Source organism: Ruegeria sp. AK4 (assembly GCF_056541025.1).
On sequence record NZ_JBQFXS010000012.1, the window covers coordinates 44782 to 63644 of the forward strand.

The window sequence follows — 18863 nt, forward strand, 5'->3', positions numbered from 1 at the left end:
TGCTGCCCTCGGGCTGAGGGTCAGGCGATGGATTTCGCCGCTGCCAGCAGACCGTGATGCAGGGACGCGGCTGAGGAGCGGGGGGCGATGACAGCCATGCGATCTTCTGCCAGCCGCCACAGGAACACGCCCAGATGTTCCGCCGTGGTGCGGATCGCAGCGCCGGTGTCCATCGTCCGGACCGGGGCGTTGGTCAGCCGTTCGAACAGGTCGCACAGCGCCGCGCCTTGCACGTCGAACCGGCACCAGCCGTCGGTCTGTTCGACCACCGACGCAGTGTCGCCGAGGATCTGTTTCAACTCGGACGCCAGCAATTCGTGGCTGCCCTGCGGGGCGGTGACCATCCACTGATCCGGACCGGTCCAGAATGCGGTAAAGGGTGCGGCCTCGGAGGATTGACCGACGCCGGGCAAAGTCAGACCGATCTTTCCAGCCAGCGCCTTTTGCACCGCACCTGCCAGTAGGTTGCGCGCCGCAACCGAGGCCAGCGCCTGATCCACGACCTCGGTGATCGTGATCGTGCCGATGGTGTCGGTGCGTGGCGTGTCGCTGCCCAGCGGGGTGATGGGTTTTATGTTATGCACGAAGCTTCTCCCCTTCCGGGTCCAGGAAATGAGCGCTGACGATCTCGACCAGGATCTCCTGCCCTTCCAGCGGGTTGACCAGACGCAGGGATTCGCCCATGCGGTCGAACCCGCCTTTGACAAAGCCCAGCCCGATCGAGCTGTGCAGGATCGGTGAATAAGCCGCCGAGGTGACATAGCCCTGATCATGGACCGCATCGACCGGCCCGGTGGCGTTCATCAGATGCCCGCCCGCAGCGATGGTATCCTTGGCATCCACCGGCCTCAGGCCCACCAGCGCCAGCGCGTCCGGCGTGTTCAGCCCTTCGCGTTCGGACAAGGTGTTGCCGATACAGTCCTTTTTCTTCGACACCATCCGGCCAAGACCCAGGTTCAGCGCCGTGGTGGTGCCGTTCAACTCGTTGCCCGTGGCGTGGCCCTTTTCGATCCGCATGACGCCCAGGGCCTCGGTGCCATAGGGTACAACGTCGAACTCTTCACCCGCTTCCATCAGCGCGCGCATCAGCCCGTCGCCGTACCGTGTGGGCACCGAGATCTCATAGGCCAGCTCGCCCGAGAACGAGATGCGGAACAGCCGCGCCCGCAGGCCGCCGCAGACGGTGATCTCGCCACAGGCCATGAAGGGAAACGCCTCGTTCGAGATGTCGAACTCGGGGTCCACGATCTTTTGCAACAGCTTGCGGCTATTGGGACCGGCCACGGCATATTGCGCCCAGGCCTCGGTGGTCGAGATCAGCTGCACATCCATATCCGGGCACAGGCATTGGCGTACGAATTCCATGTTGCGATAGACCAGAACCGCGTTGGCGGTGGTAGTGGTCACGACAAAATGATCCTCGGCAAACCGGGCGGCGGTGCCGTCGTCATAGGCAATGCCATCCTCGCGCAGCATCAGCCCATAGCGCACCTTGCCCACGGGCAGTTTCCCAAACGCGTTGGCGTAGATCACGTTCAGGAAAGCCGCTGCATCCGCGCCCTGCACGTCGATCTTGCCCAGCGTGGTCACATCGCACACCCCGACCGAATTGCGGGTCTGCAGCACCTCACGGTCCACCGATTGCCGCCAATGGGATTCGCCCGTGCGCGGGAACCACTGCGCGCGCAGCCAATTGCCGACTTCGACAAATACCGCGCCTTGTTCCTCGGCCCATGTGTGGCTGGGCGTCAGGCGGGTCGGGTGGAACGCCTTGCCGACCGCGCGGCCGCCAAAGGCCCCCATCGCCACCGGCGTATAGGGTGGGCGAAAGATTGTCGTGCCGGTTTCCGGAATCGATTTGCCGGTCAGTTCCGCCATCGCCGCCAGCGCGCCAACGTTCGAGGTCTTGCCCTGATCGGTCGCCATGCCCAGCGTGGTATAGCGTTTCAGGTGCTCGACCGAGGTAAAGTTCTCCTGATGTGCCAGCTTGACGTCCTTGACGGTGACATCGTTCTGAAAGTCCAGCCACGCACGTTTTGCGCCTTGGACATGCCAGAAAGGGCTGATCGAAACCCGGGCATCCGTGGCAGCGGGCAGATCGGCGGGCGATGCGCTGATCCCCAGATCTGACAGTGAAGTCACAGCCGCCGCCGCGCCGCCCTGCAATGCCGCATCGGTGGTCAGCTCACCCTTGGCAGCGCCAGCGACGATCTGACCGACGGGCAGCCCTTGACCCGGAACAAAGGCGTGGATATCCGCGTTCCAGACCGGGCGGCCGCGCTGATGGCAGGTCAGGCCCAGGTTCGGGTTCCAGCCGCCGGACATCGCCAGCGCCTCGCAATGCAGATCGGTTGTATACCCTTTGTCTGTGCGCACCTGAACCGAGCTCAGCCCTAGACGGCCCGAAGTGTTGATAATCCGGGCTCCTTTCAGAACCTCGGTGCCCGCGACATCCGGCGCGTCGGGGCGGGTATCGACAATGGCCGGAACCTTGATGCCCTGCGCCATCAGATCGCGCGCCGTCTGATGCGCGTCGTCATTATTGGCAAAGACAACGACCGATTGCGCGGGCGTTGCGGCCCAGCGGTTGGCATAGGACCGCACCGCCCCGGCCAGCATGATGCCGGGCCGGTCGTTGTTTTCGAACGCGATGGGGCGTTCAATGGCCCCGGTCGCGATCAGCGCGCGCTTGGAGTAGATGCGCCACAGAGTCTGGCGCGGCTTGTCCGCCTTAGGCGCGATCAGGTGATCCGCGTTGCGCTCGACCGCGCCATAGATGCCATGGTCATAGGCCCCGAACACGGTCGTACGCGGCATTACACGCACGCTCTTCAGCGCCGCCAGTTCACCTAGCGCCTGCGCAACCCAGTCTGCGCCGGACATGTCCACCAGCGCGCCGGTCTCGGCAATCAGACGCCCGCCCATGCGGAAATCCTCATCCGCCAGAATGACCTGAGCCCCCGCCCGCCCTGCGGTCAGCGCCGCCGACAGACCCGCCGGACCCGCGCCAATGATCAGCAGATCGCAATGCAGGAACCCTTTGTCATAAAGGTCGGGATCATCCTCTCCGGTCAGGCTGCCCAGACCGGCGGCTTTGCGGATGATCGGCTCATACAGCTTTTCCCAGAACGCCTTGGGCCACATGAAGGTCTTGTAGTAAAACCCCGCCGTCAGGAAATTCGAGAACCGGTCGTTGATCGCCATGACATCGCGGTCCAGCGAGGGCCAGCGGTTCTGGGACTTGGCGCTCAGCCCGCCATAAAGCTCGGCCACGGTGGCGCGGGTGTTGGGCTCCTGCCGCCCGCCCGTGCGCAGTTCGACCAGCGCGTTCGGTTCTTCACTGCCCGATGTCAGCACCCCGCGCGGGCGGTGGTACTTGAAAGACCGGCCCATCAGGCGCACGCCGTTGGCCAGCAGAGCCGAGGCCAGCGTGTCGCCCCCGAACCCCTGATAGGATTTGCCGTCGAAGGTGAAGTTCAGGCTGGTATTGCGGTCGATCAGCCCGCCGGTCAGACGATTGCTTTGTGTCATTGCGCCGCCTTCCCTGCCGCCCTTGCCACATCCCGCGCCAGTTCGACCTTCAGAATTTCATGGGTCAGCGTGTTGCGCGTGACCACCAGCCACGAGCGGTCGCCCTGTTCGTGGAACCACAGCTCGCGATGTTCGCCCGCCGGGTTGTCGCGCAGATACAGGTAGTCGTGAAAGGCCTGCGCCGCATTGTCCGCCTGCCAGTCGGGACGGTTCAGAAGGCACGCATCGCCCAGATAGGTGAACTCCTGCGCGTCGCGCGGGCCAAGCAATGGATGGTCGATAATCATCGGATAAGCCCCCTAATGCAGGTTCGGTTGGGCGCCCTGCCCTTTTTCGTCGATCATGTGCCCGGTCATGAACCGGTCCAGCCGATAGGCCGTTGCCGTTTCATGCGGGCGGTCGGTTTTCAGCAAATGGGCAAAGCAATAGCCGGACGCGGGTGTCGCCTTGAAGCCGCCATAGCACCAACCTCCGTTGAAATAGAGCCCGTCTATGTGGGTCTTGTCGATAAAGGGCGAGCCATCCATCGACATATCCATCAGCCCGCCCCAGCTGCGCAGCAGGCGGGCGCGGCCCAGTGCGGGGATCAGTGCCATGCCGCTTTCGATCACGTCCTCGATCACCGGCAGGTTCCCGCGTTGGGCATAGGTGTTGTACATGTCGATGTCGCCGCCAAAGACCAGCCCGCCCTTGTCGGACTGGCTGCAATAGAAATGCCCCGCGCCATAGGTGATCACACCGTCGATGATGGGCTTCAGCCCCTCGGAAACAAAGGCCTGCAGAACGTGGCTTTCGATGGGCAGGCGCATCCCCGCCTTCTCCATCACGCGGCTGGAACTGCCTGCGACCGCCACGCCAACCTTCCCCGCCCCGATGAACCCGCGCGAGGTTTCAACCCCCAGAACCTTGCCGTTTTCGATGCGAAAGCCGTTCACTTCGCAGTTCTGGATGATGTCGACGCCACGCATGTCCGCGCCGCGCGCATAGCCCCAGGCCACCGCATCGTGGCGCACGGTGCCGCCCCGGCGATGCAGCAGACCCCCCTTGATCGGGAAGCGCGCGTCTTTGAAGTTCAGGAACGGATACATCGCGCGCACGCCTTCGGTATCCAGCAATTCGGCATCCGACCCGTTCAGGATCATCGCATTGCCCCGCCGCCGCGCCGCATCGCGCTGCGCGTCGGTGTGAACCAGATTCAGAATGCCGCGCTGGCTGACCATGGCGTTGTAATTGAAATCCTGTTCCAGGTTCTCCCACAGTTTTAGCGAGAACTCATAGAACGGCTCATTCCCGTCCAGCAGATAGTTCGAGCGGATGATCGTGGTGTTCCGCCCCACATTGCCGCCGCCGATCCAGCCTTTTTCCAGCACCGCGATACGCACCGCGCCGAATTCCTTGGCCAGGTAATAGGCCGTTGCCAGACCATGCCCGCCGCCGCCCACGATGACATAGTCATACGCGTCCGCAGGCGCAGGGTCGCGCCATTGCGGGCCCCAGCCCTTGTGGCCGGTGACGGCCTCTTTGATCAGTCTCAGCACCGAAAATCGCATGAAGGCTCTCGCTTATTGTCTACGGCAACCTGAGCATTGCCCGCCGATCAATTCGCGCGTTATTTCGGACGAAAACCATCCTATATGCGACAGATTTGCCGGATATGGCCTTTGCGAGGGTCTGAGGCAGGGTTTTGGGTGTCCGAAAGGCCATCTGGAAGCCCTGACGGAGCGCTGGCATTCCGGACCTGTGCGTTCCTTATTCGGTTCAGCGTTTCAAGCGGTCTGATCCAGCCCGTTCACATTCAAATAGATGGCATAAAGCGAACTTGTGCCTGCGATGAACAGCCGGTTCAACTTGGGCCCGCCGAAGCAGACATTGCCCACCATTTCCGGGATATGCACCTTGCCGATCAGATCACCCTGGGGGTTCAGGCAGTGCACCCCGTCGGCGGCAGAGCTCCAGATCCGACCGGCCCGGTCGGGGCGGAAACCATCGAAAAGCCCGTTGGTGCATTCTGCGAACACCTCGCCGTTGCTCAGAGACTTGCCATCCGAGGACAGATCGAACCGCCGGATATGCGCCGGGCCGTCCGGGTCATGGGTGACCCCGGTGTCCGAGATGAACAGGCAGCTTTCGTCCGGCGAAAACGCCAGACCGTTGGGTTTCACGAAATCCGTGGCAACTGCCGTCACTTCAACCGTATCCGGATCGATGCGGTAGACATGGCAGGCGCCGATTTCGCTTTCGGCACGCTCGCCCTCGTAATCCATCATGATCCCGTAGGACGGATCGGTGAACCAGACCGAGCCATCGGATTTCACCACGACATCGTTGGGCGAATTCAGCCGCTTGTTCTGCCACGTATCGGCCAGAACGGTGATCGATCCGTCATGTTCGGTGCGGGTCACGCGGCGCGTCAGGTGTTCGCAGGATACAAGCCGCCCCTGCCGGTCCAGCGTATTGCCATTGGCATTGTTCGATGGCTGGCGGAAGACCGAGACCGAGCCGTCCGTGTCATCCCAGCGCATTAGGCGGTTGTTGGGAATGTCCGACCAGACCAGATACCTGCCAGCCGCAAACCAGGCTGGGCCTTCGGACCAGCGCGCACCGGTCCACAGACGCTCGACCCGGGCATGGCCGATGAAACAGGCCTCGAACTCCTTTTCGATCACCTCGAACCCGGTTCCGTCCAGAATACCAAACATCCATCCGCTCCTTTATCTGCGGGTCTGACCGGGGCCCAGCCCGGTTGCGCCCGCCTGTTTCCCGGCAGATCGGGGTCGAGGCCCCGGATCGTCCGATGTCATATGCAAACTTGTTATCCTCAGGCCGTTCTAGCCCCGCAGCTCGGGCGGCAGCAGCGCGTCGGGCATGTTCTGATAGCTGACCGGCCGCAGCCAGCGGACAATACCCAGCGTCCCGACCGAGGTTGCCCGAACATCGGTGCTGGCCGGGTAAGGCCCGCCATGCATCATGGCCGAGCAGACCTCGACCCCCGTCGGGAAACCGTTGACCAGCAGACGACCGGCCTTTTCTTCGAGAACCGGCATCAGATCCTGCGCCAGCGCGGTATCGCCATCGTCCATGTGCAGGGTCAGGGTCAGCTGACCCTCCAACCCTTCGGCCAGAGCCTTCATCTGATCCGCGTCGTCGCAGCGCACAAGGATACCCGCTGCGCCGAAGACCTCATGCTGCAGTTTGGGGTCTGCCATCCACTCGGCGGCGCTGGCCTTGAACAGCGCGGGCATGGCCGAACGATTGCCGGTGGCCGCGCCGCAGGATGTGACCACGGTCATCAGGTCGCGGAAGGCGCGGACGCCCTGTTCGTAGGCGTCGTGAATGCCGTCGGTCAGCATCTTCTGCTCTGCCGTGTCATTCAGGGCCGCAACGCAGGCCGCTTCCAATGCGTCGGCCCCAGGCCCCTTAACCATAACCGCCACGCCGGGATTGGTGCAGAACTGCCCCGCGCCCATGGTCAGCGAGGCCGCCCAGCCCGTGCCGATCTTGGCCGCGCGTGCTGACATCGCCTGAGGCAGGCAGAACATCGGGTTGACGGAACCCAGCTCGCCATAAAACGGGATCGGCTGCGGGCGCGCATGGCACAGATCATAGAGCGCCCTGCCCCCGGCCAGCGATCCCGTGAAACCCACGGCGGTGATCTCGGGGTGCTGTGCAAGCGCCGCGCCGACCTCGCGCCCCGACCCCTGCACCATCTGGAAGGTGCCCACAGGCATGCCGCATATCTCGATGGCCCTGGCAATGGCCTGCGCCACCAGTTCAGCCGTGCCCGCATGGGCACTGTGGCCCTTGACGATCACCGGACACCCTGCGGCCAAAGCCGAAGCGGTATCCCCGCCCGCCGTGGAAAAGGCGAGCGGGAAGTTCGACGCACCAAAGACGGCCACGGGGCCGATGGCTTTGTGCGTCAGGCGCAGATCAGGACGGGGGAGTGGCGTCCTGTCAGGAAGCGCGCCAACTCTGCGGATATCGAGATACTCGGTGTCTTCGATCAGATCGGCGAACATGCGCAGCTGGCCGGTGGTGCGGCCACGCTCACCCACCAGTCGCGCCTCGGGCAGACCCGTCTCGGCCATGCCGGTTCGGGTAATCTCATCGCCCAGCACATCCATCTGGTCTGAAATCGCGCGCAGGAACGCGGCGCGCTCGGCCCGCGATTTACCCGAATAGGCGCGGAAGTCTCGTCGGGCAGCGCGGCAGGCCGCATCCACCTGCGCGGCGGTGGCCTGAGCAAAGCTCTGCCCTCCAAGGTCGTCTGATGCGCGCAGGTTGTCGGACCCGACCCAGGTGCCATCGATCAGGTTTTGTCCAAGGATCATGTTATCTTCCCCAATTCAGGACCATCGGGTCCAGCGGTTTCAAAAGACCGATCAGCCGGTCGCGGATGGCCGTTTGCAACGGGTCGATCGGGTGACGGCAGAAATCCGAGGTGATCACGCCCCCTTCGACCATCGCGGCCTTGCAGGATTGCCAGCCGCATTGGCGGTTTTCATGGTTGATCACCATCGCCACACGGCCATAGGCGGCGGTCGCCTCGTCCACGCGGCCCGCCAGGTGGTGCGTGATCACCGGCTTGATCTGATCCACGATCATGCCCGAGGTCATTGACCCCGTGGCCCCCGCATCCAGATCGGCCAACAAGGTGATGCCTTCCTCGCCGTCAAAGGGCGCTTCAATCGCATCACCGCCTTCGGCGATCAGCGCGCGCAGCTTGTTGGCCGCCCGAGGGCATTCGATCTTGAACAGCTTCACCATTTCTATCTCTTGCGCCATGCGCACCAACAAGGGAACAGGCAGATCAACGCCTGACAAGGGTGCGTCCTGCACCATTATTGGGATACCGATCTCGCCTACGGCGGCAAACTGATCATAGGTCTGCTGCGCGTTCCCTTTCAGCAGCGCCCCATGATAGGGCGGCATCATCATCACGATGTCCGCGCCCAGATCTTTGGCGAATTTCGCCCGCTCCACCGCGATCTGGGTGGCAAAATGGCTGATCGTCACGATCATCGGCACACGGCCGGCGACATGCTCGAGGCTCAGCCGGGTCAGGATTGCGCGTTCCTCATCCGAGATCAGGAACTGTTCCGAGAAATTGGCGAGCACGCAGATGCCATCCGCGCCCTGATCGATCAGGCAATCCAGAACCCGTTTCATCCCCTCAAGATCAAGCGTTCCGTCCTCATGAAACGGCGTCGGCGCAACGGGCCAGATACCGGTATAGGTCATGGGTTACTCCGTAATTTCGAAATGTTTCAGGTGCTTGTCCGTGATCTCGATCCCCAGACCCGGCTTGTCATCATCCAGATCAAGGAAGCCGTCCAACGCCTCGGGGTCGCCTTCGAAGATGTAGTAGAACAGCTCATTCCCGACCTCGACGTCGAAGACGGGGAAGTATTCGCTGATCATGCAATTGGCGTTGGCCATGGTCAGGTGATAATTGTGCATCTGCCCCGCATGGGGGATGACGGGAACCTGAAACGCCTCGGCAATCGCGTTGATCTTTTGCGCCGCAGTGATGCCGCCCACCCGGTTGGTGTCGTATTGCAGGACTGAGACTGCCTTTTTCTCGATCAGGTCCTTGCAGCCGATGATCGAGAATTCATGCTCACCGCCCGAGATCGGGATGATGTTCATCGCATTCAGCTCGCGATAGCCTTCGACGTCATCGGCGATCACCGGCTCCTCAAGCCAGCGGGGTTCATATTTGACCAGCTTGGGCAGCATCCGCTTGGTGTAATCGAGGTTCCAGCCCATATAGCATTCGACCATCAGATCGACGTCATAGCCGATGACTTCACGCACGGCCTCGACCCGTTTGAGGTTTTTGCGCATCCCCGCCATGCCATCCTTGGGCCCCCAGCCGAACCGCATCTTGTAGGCGGAATAGCCGTTCTTTTGCGCCTCGGCGGCCTCGGCCTGCATCACGTCGATGGGGCCGGAATAGAGCTTGGAATAGTAGACCGGGATCTTCTCCTTGGTGCGCCCGCCCAACAGTTTGAACACTGGTTTCCCTGCCAGCTTGCCCATCAGGTCCCAGATGGCCAGATCAACCGCCGAGATCGCTATCATCCCGATCCCCTTGCGCCCCCAGGCATGGCTGCGGCGGTACATCTTTTCCCATAAGTAAGCGTAGTCGAACGGGTCCTCACCGATCACCAAGGGCGCAAACCATTCGTCGATGGCGGCTTTGACCACCGAGGGCGCAAGGGCCGCGTTGCCGATGCCGACGGTGCCATCTTCGGTCTCGATCTCGCATGTCAGCCATTGGTGAAAACGGAAGGACGACATCGCATCGCCCTTTTCATACAGTGCGTCCGAGGCATTAGTGCAGAAATTGCCGGTGGGCGGCACGGTCGGTCCGGTCCAGTTCCAGACGCGGGTGCGTACGGATTTGATCTTGGTCATCTTTGTCCTCTCAGTCCGCGCTGCGTTCGGCGCGATGTGTTTTCGCCATGCGCACCAGCAGATCGAACGCCTGCCGTGTTGCGCCCGGATCGGCCTTGTTCTGTCCGGCGATATCAAAAGCGGTGCCATGGGCAGGGGTAGCGACCGGAATGGGCAGCCCGCCCGCGACGGTCACACCGCGTTCGAACCCCATAAGCTTGATCGCGATCTGGCCCTGGTCGTGATACATGGTCACAACCGCATCGACCTCGCCCCGCTGCGCCTTTAGGAACACCGTATCCGAGGGCCATGGACCGCTCACACTCATCTGTTTTTGCTGCGCTTTGCGCACGGCGGGTTCGAGAATTTCGATCTCTTCCCGGCCAAACTTGCCATTGTCCCCGGCATGTGGGTTCAGCGCCGCCACCGCGATATTGGGGCGCGTGTTGCCCGCCTTGCGCAAAGTGTCGTTGGCTAGGTTAACCGCCTTCAATATCCCCTCTTCGGTGATATTGGCCGCCACATCCTTAAGCCCGATATGCGAGGTCACGCGGGTCGTCATCAGCTCATCCAGAACGTTGAGTTCCGAGTGATAGCCGGTATGGCCCAGATACCGCGCCATATAGCGGTGCTCATCTTCGGCATTCAGCCCGGCGGCGGTCATCGCAGCCTTGTTGAACGGGCCGAACAGGATGCCATCCACGTGCCCTGTCATCGCCAGATCCATCGCCCTGTCGAGACAGCGCAGCGAGGTCGTGCCGCCCTCGACCGTGACCTCAGCGATCTGCACGTCCTCGGGCGCAATGGTGTCGAGTTCCAGATGCATTAGGCCCGTCTGGTCCGCCACCGCGCCCACCGTGTTCAGCGGCACATCCAGCCCGGCCTGTTTCGCGCCGCGTTGCCACAGGTGGCTGTCGCCCACCAGCACGATATCGGCTGCGTCCTGCACGCCGTCCTGATTGAGCAGCTTAGCGATCAACTCGGGTCCGATGCCGGACGGGTCGCCGGGGACAATGGCGATACGGGGTTTGGTCATGCCGCGCCCTCCCAGTAATTGGAAAACCCGTCCGGCAGGATGACCATCACGTCCGGCTCTTTGCCGGTGTCAAAGGTCTGCACCACTTCGAACGTATCGAGGTTGAAGCGCTGCACTTGTTCGCAATCGATGGCGATATAGGCGAATGCGGCCTCATCATCGATGCACAGCGCCAGCGGGTTGGCGGGTGTTTTCTGTTCGTGCAACATCTCTCCGGTCGCTTCGTCGAACACCGAAAACGACCCGCCGAAATGGTTCATTGTCACCAGCCGGTTGCGCCTTTTGTCATAGTAGATGCGGCAAGGATCGTCCGGCGTTGGAAAGGTCCGCTCGATCTCTAGCGTGTCGATGTTGATCACCGCCACCGTGTTGGAAATCCGTTGCGAGGTGTAAAGCGTCCGCGCCTCTTCGCGCAGGCAGCGCCCCTCGGGTTTCTGCCCGGTCTTGATCGAGATCGGCGTGACCGAGGCATCATAGGGTTTGAACACGGTCACATCGCCCGAGGTCAGGTTCATCGAATAGGCCGTATGCCCGCCCCGGGTCAGCGCAAACAGATGGCATTTGGTGCCGCCGGTCGGCGTGATATGGTCCCAGCCCTGATCGAAGGCACGCGGGTTTTCCTTGACTAGCAGATGCCCGGTCCATTCCGACAACACATAAAGCCGCCCCTGCCCGTCCAGCCCGATCCCATGCGGGCGGCGGTGTTCACCCAGATCATAGGTGTGCACGATTTCCTGCTTGCGGATGTCGATCACGATGACCGAGCGGCCCTCCAGCCCTTCAATGCCCGAGTTCTGCACCCCATAATGCCCGACATAGGCATAGTGAAACTCATCATCGACCACGAATTCATGGGGGAAATGCGGCAAATCCAAACGCCCCTGCCGGGCGCCCGTTTCAATGTCATACCAGCTTACGCAATGGCTGCATTTTTCAATCAGCATCATGGATTGCGCCATTCGATCTCCCTCCGGTGGCCGTCTTAAATTAGGTTCCGTGACCGGCCATTCGCCAGCCGGTCACAGAGAGGGGTATCAGCGTTCCAGCGCGCCGACGCCCGAGAAGCGGAACGCTTCCTGCTCCAGCGCGTTCAGCTCATCCGCGCTCATCCGATCGTGGGCCACCGTGATGCGGCCAAGGAAGACAAAGGGCAGCTCGTCCTGACGGCCCTCCAGATGTGCCTTGATCGCTTCGGCCGTGGCTGCGCCCACGTCATCGCCCATGCGCATCGGTGTTGCGTCCAACTCGCCCCGGCGGATGGCGTCCAGCTCCAGACCCGTGCCGCCCCAACCGGTTGAGAACACGTCTTTCTCTTTGCCGACGGCGACCTGCGCCTCGACTGAGCCCATGGCCATCGCGGTGTTGGCGTTATGGATGATCGTGGCTTCGGGATAGGCCTGCAGGATCAGGCTGGTGCCTTCAAAGCCGCCTTCGCGCTGGTACTCACCGTAATGTTCGTAAACGGTGGTCCAGTTGCCTTTCTCTTCAACGCAGGCCTTGAAATCGCCCGAGCGCTGATCGTCGGTGATGCCCGGAATGCCCCGGTTCATCGCCATGGTCACATCGTTGCCCAGACGTTCCAGCATATAGTCGCACATGGTCAGCGCACCGGCGGCCGAACTGAAGTCGAACCACGCATCCGGCTGGTTCTTCAGGTCCTTGGGTGGCGTGTGGAAGGCCCAGACAAAGGTGGCAAAACCATCATTGCCTGCCATCTTGTCGATATTGTCTGCCTGAATCGCCAGTTCTGACGGCCCGAAGATCACGAAATCATACAGGTCCGCATCCTGAACCACCTGATTGGCATAGGTCGACTGCAGGCTGTGCTCGATCTGACGGCTGGCGAATTCTGTGGTCTCGTATTCGATCCCCAACTCTTCCAGCCGTTTCGTCATCGCCAGATAGTTGCGCGCCCAGAAATCCGAGGTATCCGCCGACGGATAGATCAGCGCGATCTGCAGCGGGCCGTCCTGCGTGCCGCTGTATTTCACCGCCTCGGCCCCCGTTGTCGCCTGAAGCGCCTCGAGCTTGCCGTCGGCGTTCACCTCGCCCGGAACCCAGTAATCCCTGTCTTCGATGCCCGGCAGCTCTTTCAGGGGCAGGTTGCCCTCGGCCCAGGCCGCGGCGGCACACAGGCAAAACGCGCTTGTCGTCAGTAGTGCTTTGTTCAATTGTTTCACGGTAAGTCCTCCCTTTCGCGAATAAGTGGGGTCTTGCAGGTGCGTCGGGGCTCCTATCCCCCGGCGCACCACTTTTGTTGCCCTAGCCGCTAGGCACAGGCTCGGTTGCCAGTCCCGCCCCGAGGGCCAGCAACAGGATCAGGGCGCCGATCAGCGCGGCTGAAAAACGAAGTAGCTTTTGGGCTTCATTGCTGCGCAGCCCGGCCAGCAGGCCATGCGCGCCATCCCGGTCTTTTTTCTGCATCCAGGTGTACAGAGCGACCGAACTGACGATCACCACGCCCGAGGCGACGGATTGCCAGAAGAACTCGATCCGCAGGGTCACCAGCGCATTGATCATCATCGACAGCAGCAGCACACCGGCCAATGATCCCAGCATCGAGGCGCGCCCGCCGAACAGGGACGTGCCGCCCACAACCACCGCCGCAATGACGTGCAGGTTGAAATACGGGGCCGAGGTCGCCTGAATCGCATTCAGCTTTCCGGTCAGCATCACACCCGCCATCGCCGCCGCCGCGCCCATTAGCACATAGGCGTAGATCTTGTGGCGATCGACCGCGACGCCGGTCATCTCACTGGCTTCGGGGTTGGAGCCGATGGCGATGGTGTAGCGCCCGAAATAGGTGCGGGTCAGGACCACATAGCCAACGGCCATGGTGATCAGGCCCAGTACCACCGGCACCGGGATGAAACCGGGGATCTGGCCACGCCCGATCTCGGTGATCAGATCAGGGAAACGGGCCAGCACAAGACCTTTGGCAATCACCAGCGCCAGACCGCGATAGACAAGGTCCATCGCCAGCGTACCGATCAGGTCCGGCACCTTGAACCGGGTAATAACCAGACCGTTGATCAGGCCCATGATCGCGCCCATCAAAATGGCCAGAGGCACCGCAATCCAAGCCGGAAAGCCGTATTGCTTGACCAGAAAGGCCATCAGAATGGCCGACAGCGCCGCGACCGAGCCAATCGACAGGTCAATACCCCGCTGGGTGATGACAAATGTCATCGCCATCGCCATCGGCATGTAAAGCGCCGCGTCCAGCAGGATCAGGTTAAGGTTGGTCAGGCGGAAATACCGCGCCGGTTCGGTGATCCCCATGAAGATCAGGATCGCGAGGATCATGACCATTGGACCGATGAAAGCCAGATAAGGTTCCAGCCGGTCCATCAGTGTCTTTTCGGGATGCGTGGTTGTTGCAGACATCTCTTTACTCCTCACGCAGCCGCATCCTGAGCGCCCACGATTAGGCCCAGAACATCCTGCACGGAACTTTCCGCAGTTTTGACAACGCCAACCGCGCGGCCACGGCGTTGGACGTGAATGCGATCCGACACTTCGAACACATCATCCAGCGAATGCGAGATCAGGATCACCGCCAGCCCCTGCTCGCGCAGCGCCTTGATCAGTTTCAGCGTCCGTGCCGTTTCCTGCGGCCCCAGCGCGGCGGTGGGTTCGTCCATCACAAGCAGGCGCAGATCGTCGTGATACACGGCACGGGAAATCGCAACGGCCTGACGCTGACCACCCGACAGGCTTTCGGTCATCACATCCATTGACCTCAGACGCACGCCCAGGCGTTCTTCCAGCACCCGCGCGGCCTCGGTCTTCATGCGTTTGTTGTCCAGAAACGGGATGCCCAAAAAGCTCGTGGTCAATTCGTTGCCCAAGAACATGTTCGCAGCGGGCGACAGGTGATCGGCCAGCGCCAATGTCTGATAAACAGCATCAATCCCGTTTGCGATGGCGTCCGAGTGACTGGACATCTCCAACGGTTGGCCGTCCAGCAGAATCCGGCCTTCGGTCGGCTGATAGACCCCGGTCAGGATCTTGATCAGCGTGGATTTTCCGGCCCCGTTGTCGCCGACAATGGCCAGAACCTCGCCCGCATAGGCGGTCAGGTCCACATCCTGCAGCGCCGTCACACCGCCAAAGCGCTTTGTTATTTCTTGCATTTGAACCAATGGCGTGTCGCTCATAGTTTCCTCCTCTGCGCATAGCTCCGCCATGGCGGTCAATCGACCGCTCGCAGGTTCTTGCGCGTTTCATCCCTGCCGAAAGCGGCCCCCGTTGTCAGGGGCCACCCGTGGGCTTACTTGCCCCAGATTTTCGAATAGGCCTCGCGGTATGGGCTGTCGGGGTCGAACTGGTTGGTATCGCCCAGCTTGGCCAGCCCCGCCTCGGTCACCAGCGCCGGCGAGGTGATATAGCCCGAGCATGCCTCGCCCTGAATGGCGCGGTTCAGCTCGTCCACCAGTTGCCAGCCCTGCAGGTTCAGTGGCTCGGCCACGGTGATGGTCTGGTAGTTGCCGCTGCGGATGCGCTGGAACGCAGCCTCGGAGCCATCGCCAGCGGACCCCGCCTGCGGACCATCCTCGGACGAGATGCCAGCGGCGGCCAGCGCCGGACCCATGAAGTCGAAGTAAAGGTCATTGATCGCCAGCGCATGCGTCCACTGATCCCCGTATTTCTGCAACAGGCTGGTGGTCAGAGGCCCCATCCGAGCCGAGGTGTCTGCGATGGGCGTATCGACATATTCCAGCACCGTGCCGCCGGCGGCTTCAATGGTTTCCTTGATGCGGTCGGCCTTGTCGATGGCGATCTGATAGGTCGAGTCGGTGAAGATAATCGCACCGACCTCGTCACCGCCATCCTCCATCGCCCATTCCGCAGCCACCTCGGACACGGTCATCGCGTCGGTCGAGACATTGGCGAAAATACCGCCCGGCGCATCGCAGCCGATCTTTGGACCCGAGTGCCATGCGACAATCGGGATACCGGCCTCGACCACGCCTTCCAGCGCGGCCTGCTGTTCGACTGCGTCAAAGCCGTTGATGATGATCCCGTCCGGCTGCAAGGCCAGCGCCTGACCAATCGCCCCTGTGCGGCCCTGAATCGAACCTGCGCCGTCCAGCACGCGGACCTCCCAGCCGATGGTGTCCACGGCCTCTTCCACGCCGTTGGTCACGCCCAGAATGCCGCCGTTCTTCAGGTCGGCGGCGACGACAACAATCGATTTTCCCTCGGCCGCGGTTGGCCCCGCGGTTGGCCCGTCAAAGGCGGTCTCGGCCATCGCTGGCATCCCCAGACCGGTCAGAAGGGCAGCGGCGGATACCGCCATGAACGTCCGTTTCAGCATAATCTCCTCCCTTATGCTTTTACTTGCTGGCGCCCTTGCGCCGCTGGGCGTAACCGGCAATGCCGATTGCGATCAGAAGCGTGACACCGTTGAACATCGGCTCGACCCAGAAGGATCCACCGAATTGTTGAATGCCCGAGATACCAACAGCCAGGATCGCGACACCCACGACTGTTCCCCAGACATTCACACGTCCCGGCTTGATGGTTGTTGACCCCAGAAAGGCCCCGACCAAAGCAGGCAACAGGAATTCCAAACCGACCGAGGCTTGCCCGATCCGAAGTTTCGAGGCCAAGAGCACCCCGGCAAAGGCGGTGATCAGGCCCGATGACATGAAAGCGCCGATGACGAATTTGCGCGTCGGTATACCGTTCAGCTGCGCGGCGCGTTGGTTGGCGCCAATCGCATAGAGGTATCGACCGATGGGCGTGTATTCCAGGATCAGCCACATCGCCACGGTAATCGCCAGCACGTAGAACCCGGTGATCGGCAGGCCGAAGACAAAGGTGCCGTTGATGGCATAGAAGCTTTCGGGCAATGCGCCCACCATCTGACGGCCGCCTGTGTGCCACAGGGCCAGCGCATACAAAACGGTGCCAGTGCCCAGCGTGGCGATGAAGCTGTCGATCTTGGCGACCTCGACCAGCAGCCCGTTCAGGAACCCTGTCAGCAGGCCCAGTGACAAAACGATGGCCACGGCGATGGGCCACGGAATGCCGAACATGGTCTGCAGGGAAATCGCCAGAATGTGCCAAAGCACGATCCCATACCCCACCGTCAGGTCGATCCGGCCCGCCGCCATCGGGATCATCGCCCCCAGCGACAACAGCGCAATGATCGCCTTGTCCGAGATGATCGCCCGCAGGTTCAGCATCGTCGGAAAGGTGTTGGGCAGCAGGATCGAGAACAAGATGATAAGGAACGCAGTCAGCAGAACCAGACCATAGACCGGCAGAAACCGCAGAATGCGCGTTTTCAGCGAGGCGTTTTTCAATTCGGCCTTGGTGGGTTCCAGCGCGTTGGATTCAAGCGATTGCATATTCGTTTTCCTTAACTCGCCACGGCGTTCGAGGCCGAGGCAGCCTGTATGAGGTTTTCAGTGGTCAGTTCCGTGCCCGACAATTCGCTCACGATTTGGCCCTGACTGAACACGATGGCGCGGTGGCAGATCGCGGCGACCTCTTCGAAATCGGTCGAGACAACGATGATGCCCACGCCCTCTTCCATGGCGCGGTTCAGCAAGGCATAGATTTCGGCCTTGGCCCCCACATCCACTCCGGCGGTCGGGTCTTCGCAAATCAGCAGCTTGCGCTTTGTTTCCAGCCAGCGTCCGATCACGACCTTTTGCTGATTGCCGCCCGACAGGCTTTCGATGGCCATGCTCTGGTCATTGGGCGACAGGGCGACCCCCTTGCCGATCCGGGCAGCGCTTTCGGTTTCCGCGCGGGTGCTCATGAAAGACAGCAGCGAGCGCCCGATAGCCGCCGGGTTCAGAAACGTGTTCTCGCGAATGGTCAGCGACATGGCCACCGATTCCTCGGTCCGGTCGCGCGCGACCAGACCGATGCCTGACGCCATGGCCGTCTGCGGTGATGACAGATCGGGGCTTTCGCCATGCAACGTGATCTCGCCGTTGAACATCTCGGACCCGAACAGCGCGCGCGAGACATGCTCGTGCCCGGCCCCGCGGAGGCCAACCAGACCCACGATCTCGCGGGCCTGAAGCTGGAAGCTGACATTATGTGCGGCCTCCATATTCAGGCCGGACACCTGCAAAATCGTATCGCCCGGGGGCGTGTCGGGTTTCATCACCTGCCGCGTCTTGCGACCGACAATCATATAGACCAACTCCTCGGGGGTGGTGTGATCAATGCTGCGCAGCCCGACCATCTCGCCGTCGCGCAACACGGCGACGCGGTCCGCGATTTGGAAAATCTCATCCAGACGGTGCGAGACATAGATCATCCCGACACCCTGCTCCTTGAGGGGGCGCAGTGCCTCGAACAGCCGTTCGACCTCATCTGCAGGCAAAGATGCTGTGGGTTCGTCCAGAACCAGATAGTCGCAATCCACCGCCAGCGCTCGTGCGATGGCAACCAGCGATTTCTCGGTCCGCGACAGGTCCTGTACCCGCGTGCTGGGGTCAAATTCACATCCGACCTTGTCCAGTGCCTGTTGCGCGAAACCTTCGACGGATTTCCAGTTGATCAGCCCGCTTTTGCGCGCATATCCCAGTGCCAGCGCGATGTTTTCCGCCACCGTCATCCATTCGATCATGCCCAGATCCTGATGGATGAAGGCCACCGACTGACGTTCACCGAAACCGCCTGGCCGGTGCTCGTAGGGATGACCGTCGATCAGAACGCGTCCTTCGTCCGCCTTGTGGATGCCGCCGAGTATCTTGATCAGAGTGGATTTCCCGGCCCCGTTTTCACCCAGCAAAGCGACGATTTCACCACGCTCGATGTTCAGCGACACGTCGCGTAGGGCATAGGTGCCTCCGAAATGCTTCTTTATACCGTCAAAGAAGAGATTGTTTTGTGCAGTGCCGGGCACCGAGGCCACCTCCCAGATCGC

At 61.7% G+C, this 18863-nt stretch carries 16 protein-coding genes; all 16 read right to left on the bottom strand.

Annotated features, from left to right (window positions below):
* Window positions 1-20: 20 nt before the first annotated feature.
* The 16 genes from ACR0EZ_RS18440 to ACR0EZ_RS18515 all read right to left on the bottom strand — a co-directional run bounded on the left by ACR0EZ_RS18440 (window position 21) and on the right by ACR0EZ_RS18515 (window position 18842).
* Window positions 21-584, bottom strand: coding sequence for a sarcosine oxidase subunit gamma (locus ACR0EZ_RS18440; RefSeq protein WP_480615863.1), 564 nt, complete (start codon window positions 582-584; stop codon window positions 21-23).
* Complete coding sequence (locus tag ACR0EZ_RS18445; protein ID WP_480615865.1) at window positions 577-3531, bottom strand: sarcosine oxidase subunit alpha family protein; 2955 nt, start codon at window positions 3529-3531, stop codon at window positions 577-579. Before ACR0EZ_RS18445 ends, ACR0EZ_RS18440 begins: the two co-directional genes overlap by 8 nt.
* On the bottom strand, window positions 3528-3818 hold the full coding sequence (locus tag ACR0EZ_RS18450; RefSeq protein ID WP_480615867.1) for a sarcosine oxidase subunit delta: 291 nt from the start codon (window positions 3816-3818) through the stop codon (window positions 3528-3530). The genes ACR0EZ_RS18445 and ACR0EZ_RS18450 overlap by 4 nt, the downstream gene beginning before the upstream one ends.
* A gap of 12 nt (window positions 3819-3830) precedes the next feature.
* A complete protein-coding gene (locus ACR0EZ_RS18455; protein ID WP_480615869.1) occupies window positions 3831-5081 on the bottom strand; it encodes a sarcosine oxidase subunit beta family protein in 1251 nt (416 codons plus the stop codon).
* Between the two features lie 216 nt (window positions 5082-5297).
* Entirely contained in the window at window positions 5298-6230 is a 933-nt protein-coding gene (locus ACR0EZ_RS18460) for an SMP-30/gluconolactonase/LRE family protein (RefSeq protein ID WP_480615871.1), read from the bottom strand.
* Window positions 6231-6359: 129 nt separating this feature from the next.
* On the bottom strand, window positions 6360-7862 hold the full coding sequence (locus ACR0EZ_RS18465) for an aldehyde dehydrogenase (NADP(+)) (RefSeq protein ID WP_480615873.1): 1503 nt from the start codon (window positions 7860-7862) through the stop codon (window positions 6360-6362).
* A gap of 1 nt (window position 7863) precedes the next feature.
* The gene (locus tag ACR0EZ_RS18470) at window positions 7864-8772 is read right to left on the bottom strand and encodes a dihydrodipicolinate synthase family protein (RefSeq protein ID WP_480615875.1); all 909 of its coding nucleotides are present in this window, start codon (window positions 8770-8772) and stop codon (window positions 7864-7866) included.
* Between the two features lie 3 nt (window positions 8773-8775).
* Entirely contained in the window at window positions 8776-9951 is a 1176-nt protein-coding gene (locus ACR0EZ_RS18475) for an L-rhamnonate dehydratase (RefSeq protein ID WP_480615877.1), read from the bottom strand.
* Window positions 9952-9961: 10 nt separating this feature from the next.
* Entirely contained in the window at window positions 9962-10966 is a 1005-nt protein-coding gene (locus tag ACR0EZ_RS18480; RefSeq protein WP_480615879.1) for a 4-hydroxythreonine-4-phosphate dehydrogenase PdxA, read from the bottom strand.
* The gene (locus ACR0EZ_RS18485) at window positions 10963-11925 is read right to left on the bottom strand and encodes a YncE family protein (protein WP_480615881.1); all 963 of its coding nucleotides are present in this window, start codon (window positions 11923-11925) and stop codon (window positions 10963-10965) included. Before ACR0EZ_RS18485 ends, ACR0EZ_RS18480 begins: the two co-directional genes overlap by 4 nt.
* A gap of 75 nt (window positions 11926-12000) precedes the next feature.
* Window positions 12001-13146: a substrate-binding domain-containing protein gene (locus ACR0EZ_RS18490; protein ID WP_480615883.1), complete on the bottom strand. Its 1146-nt coding sequence runs from the start codon at window positions 13144-13146 to the stop codon at window positions 12001-12003.
* 82 nt (window positions 13147-13228) lie between these two features.
* Window positions 13229-14353, bottom strand: a complete 1125-nt coding sequence (locus tag ACR0EZ_RS18495) for an ABC transporter permease (protein WP_480615885.1) — start codon at window positions 14351-14353, stop codon at window positions 13229-13231.
* A gap of 11 nt (window positions 14354-14364) precedes the next feature.
* On the bottom strand, window positions 14365-15126 hold the full coding sequence (locus ACR0EZ_RS18500; RefSeq protein WP_480615887.1) for an ATP-binding cassette domain-containing protein: 762 nt from the start codon (window positions 15124-15126) through the stop codon (window positions 14365-14367).
* A gap of 113 nt (window positions 15127-15239) precedes the next feature.
* Window positions 15240-16286 carry a substrate-binding domain-containing protein gene (locus ACR0EZ_RS18505; protein WP_480615889.1) on the bottom strand — a complete coding sequence of 349 codons (1047 nt, stop codon included), beginning with the start codon at window positions 16284-16286 and terminating at the stop codon, window positions 15240-15242.
* A 19-nt stretch (window positions 16287-16305) separates the two neighbouring features.
* Window positions 16306-17325 (bottom strand): ABC transporter permease, encoded by a 1020-nt coding sequence (locus ACR0EZ_RS18510; RefSeq protein ID WP_480615891.1) that lies wholly within the window; start codon window positions 17323-17325, stop codon window positions 16306-16308.
* Between the two features lie 11 nt (window positions 17326-17336).
* Window positions 17337-18842: a sugar ABC transporter ATP-binding protein gene (locus ACR0EZ_RS18515; protein WP_480615893.1), complete on the bottom strand. Its 1506-nt coding sequence runs from the start codon at window positions 18840-18842 to the stop codon at window positions 17337-17339.
* Between the last annotated feature and the right edge of the window lie 21 nt (window positions 18843-18863).

Coding starts and splice junctions, on each gene's coding strand:
- ACR0EZ_RS18445 (WP_480615865.1), bottom strand. CDS start 3,531: ATGACACAAAGCAATCGTCTGACCGGCGGGCTGATCGACCGCAATACC.
- ACR0EZ_RS18450 (WP_480615867.1), bottom strand. CDS start 3,818: ATGATTATCGACCATCCATTGCTTGGCCCGCGCGACGCGCAGGAGTTC.
- ACR0EZ_RS18455 (WP_480615869.1), bottom strand. CDS start 5,081: ATGCGATTTTCGGTGCTGAGACTGATCAAAGAGGCCGTCACCGGCCAC.
- ACR0EZ_RS18460 (WP_480615871.1), bottom strand. CDS start 6,230: ATGTTTGGTATTCTGGACGGAACCGGGTTCGAGGTGATCGAAAAGGAG.
- ACR0EZ_RS18465 (WP_480615873.1), bottom strand. CDS start 7,862: ATGATCCTTGGACAAAACCTGATCGATGGCACCTGGGTCGGGTCCGAC.
- ACR0EZ_RS18470 (WP_480615875.1), bottom strand. CDS start 8,772: ATGACCTATACCGGTATCTGGCCCGTTGCGCCGACGCCGTTTCATGAG.
- ACR0EZ_RS18475 (WP_480615877.1), bottom strand. CDS start 9,951: ATGACCAAGATCAAATCCGTACGCACCCGCGTCTGGAACTGGACCGGA.
- ACR0EZ_RS18480 (WP_480615879.1), bottom strand. CDS start 10,966: ATGACCAAACCCCGTATCGCCATTGTCCCCGGCGACCCGTCCGGCATC.
- ACR0EZ_RS18485 (WP_480615881.1), bottom strand. CDS start 11,925: ATGGCGCAATCCATGATGCTGATTGAAAAATGCAGCCATTGCGTAAGC.
- ACR0EZ_RS18495 (WP_480615885.1), bottom strand. CDS start 14,353: ATGTCTGCAACAACCACGCATCCCGAAAAGACACTGATGGACCGGCTG.
- ACR0EZ_RS18500 (WP_480615887.1), bottom strand. CDS start 15,126: ATGAGCGACACGCCATTGGTTCAAATGCAAGAAATAACAAAGCGCTTT.
- ACR0EZ_RS18505 (WP_480615889.1), bottom strand. CDS start 16,286: ATGCTGAAACGGACGTTCATGGCGGTATCCGCCGCTGCCCTTCTGACC.
- ACR0EZ_RS18510 (WP_480615891.1), bottom strand. CDS start 17,325: ATGCAATCGCTTGAATCCAACGCGCTGGAACCCACCAAGGCCGAATTG.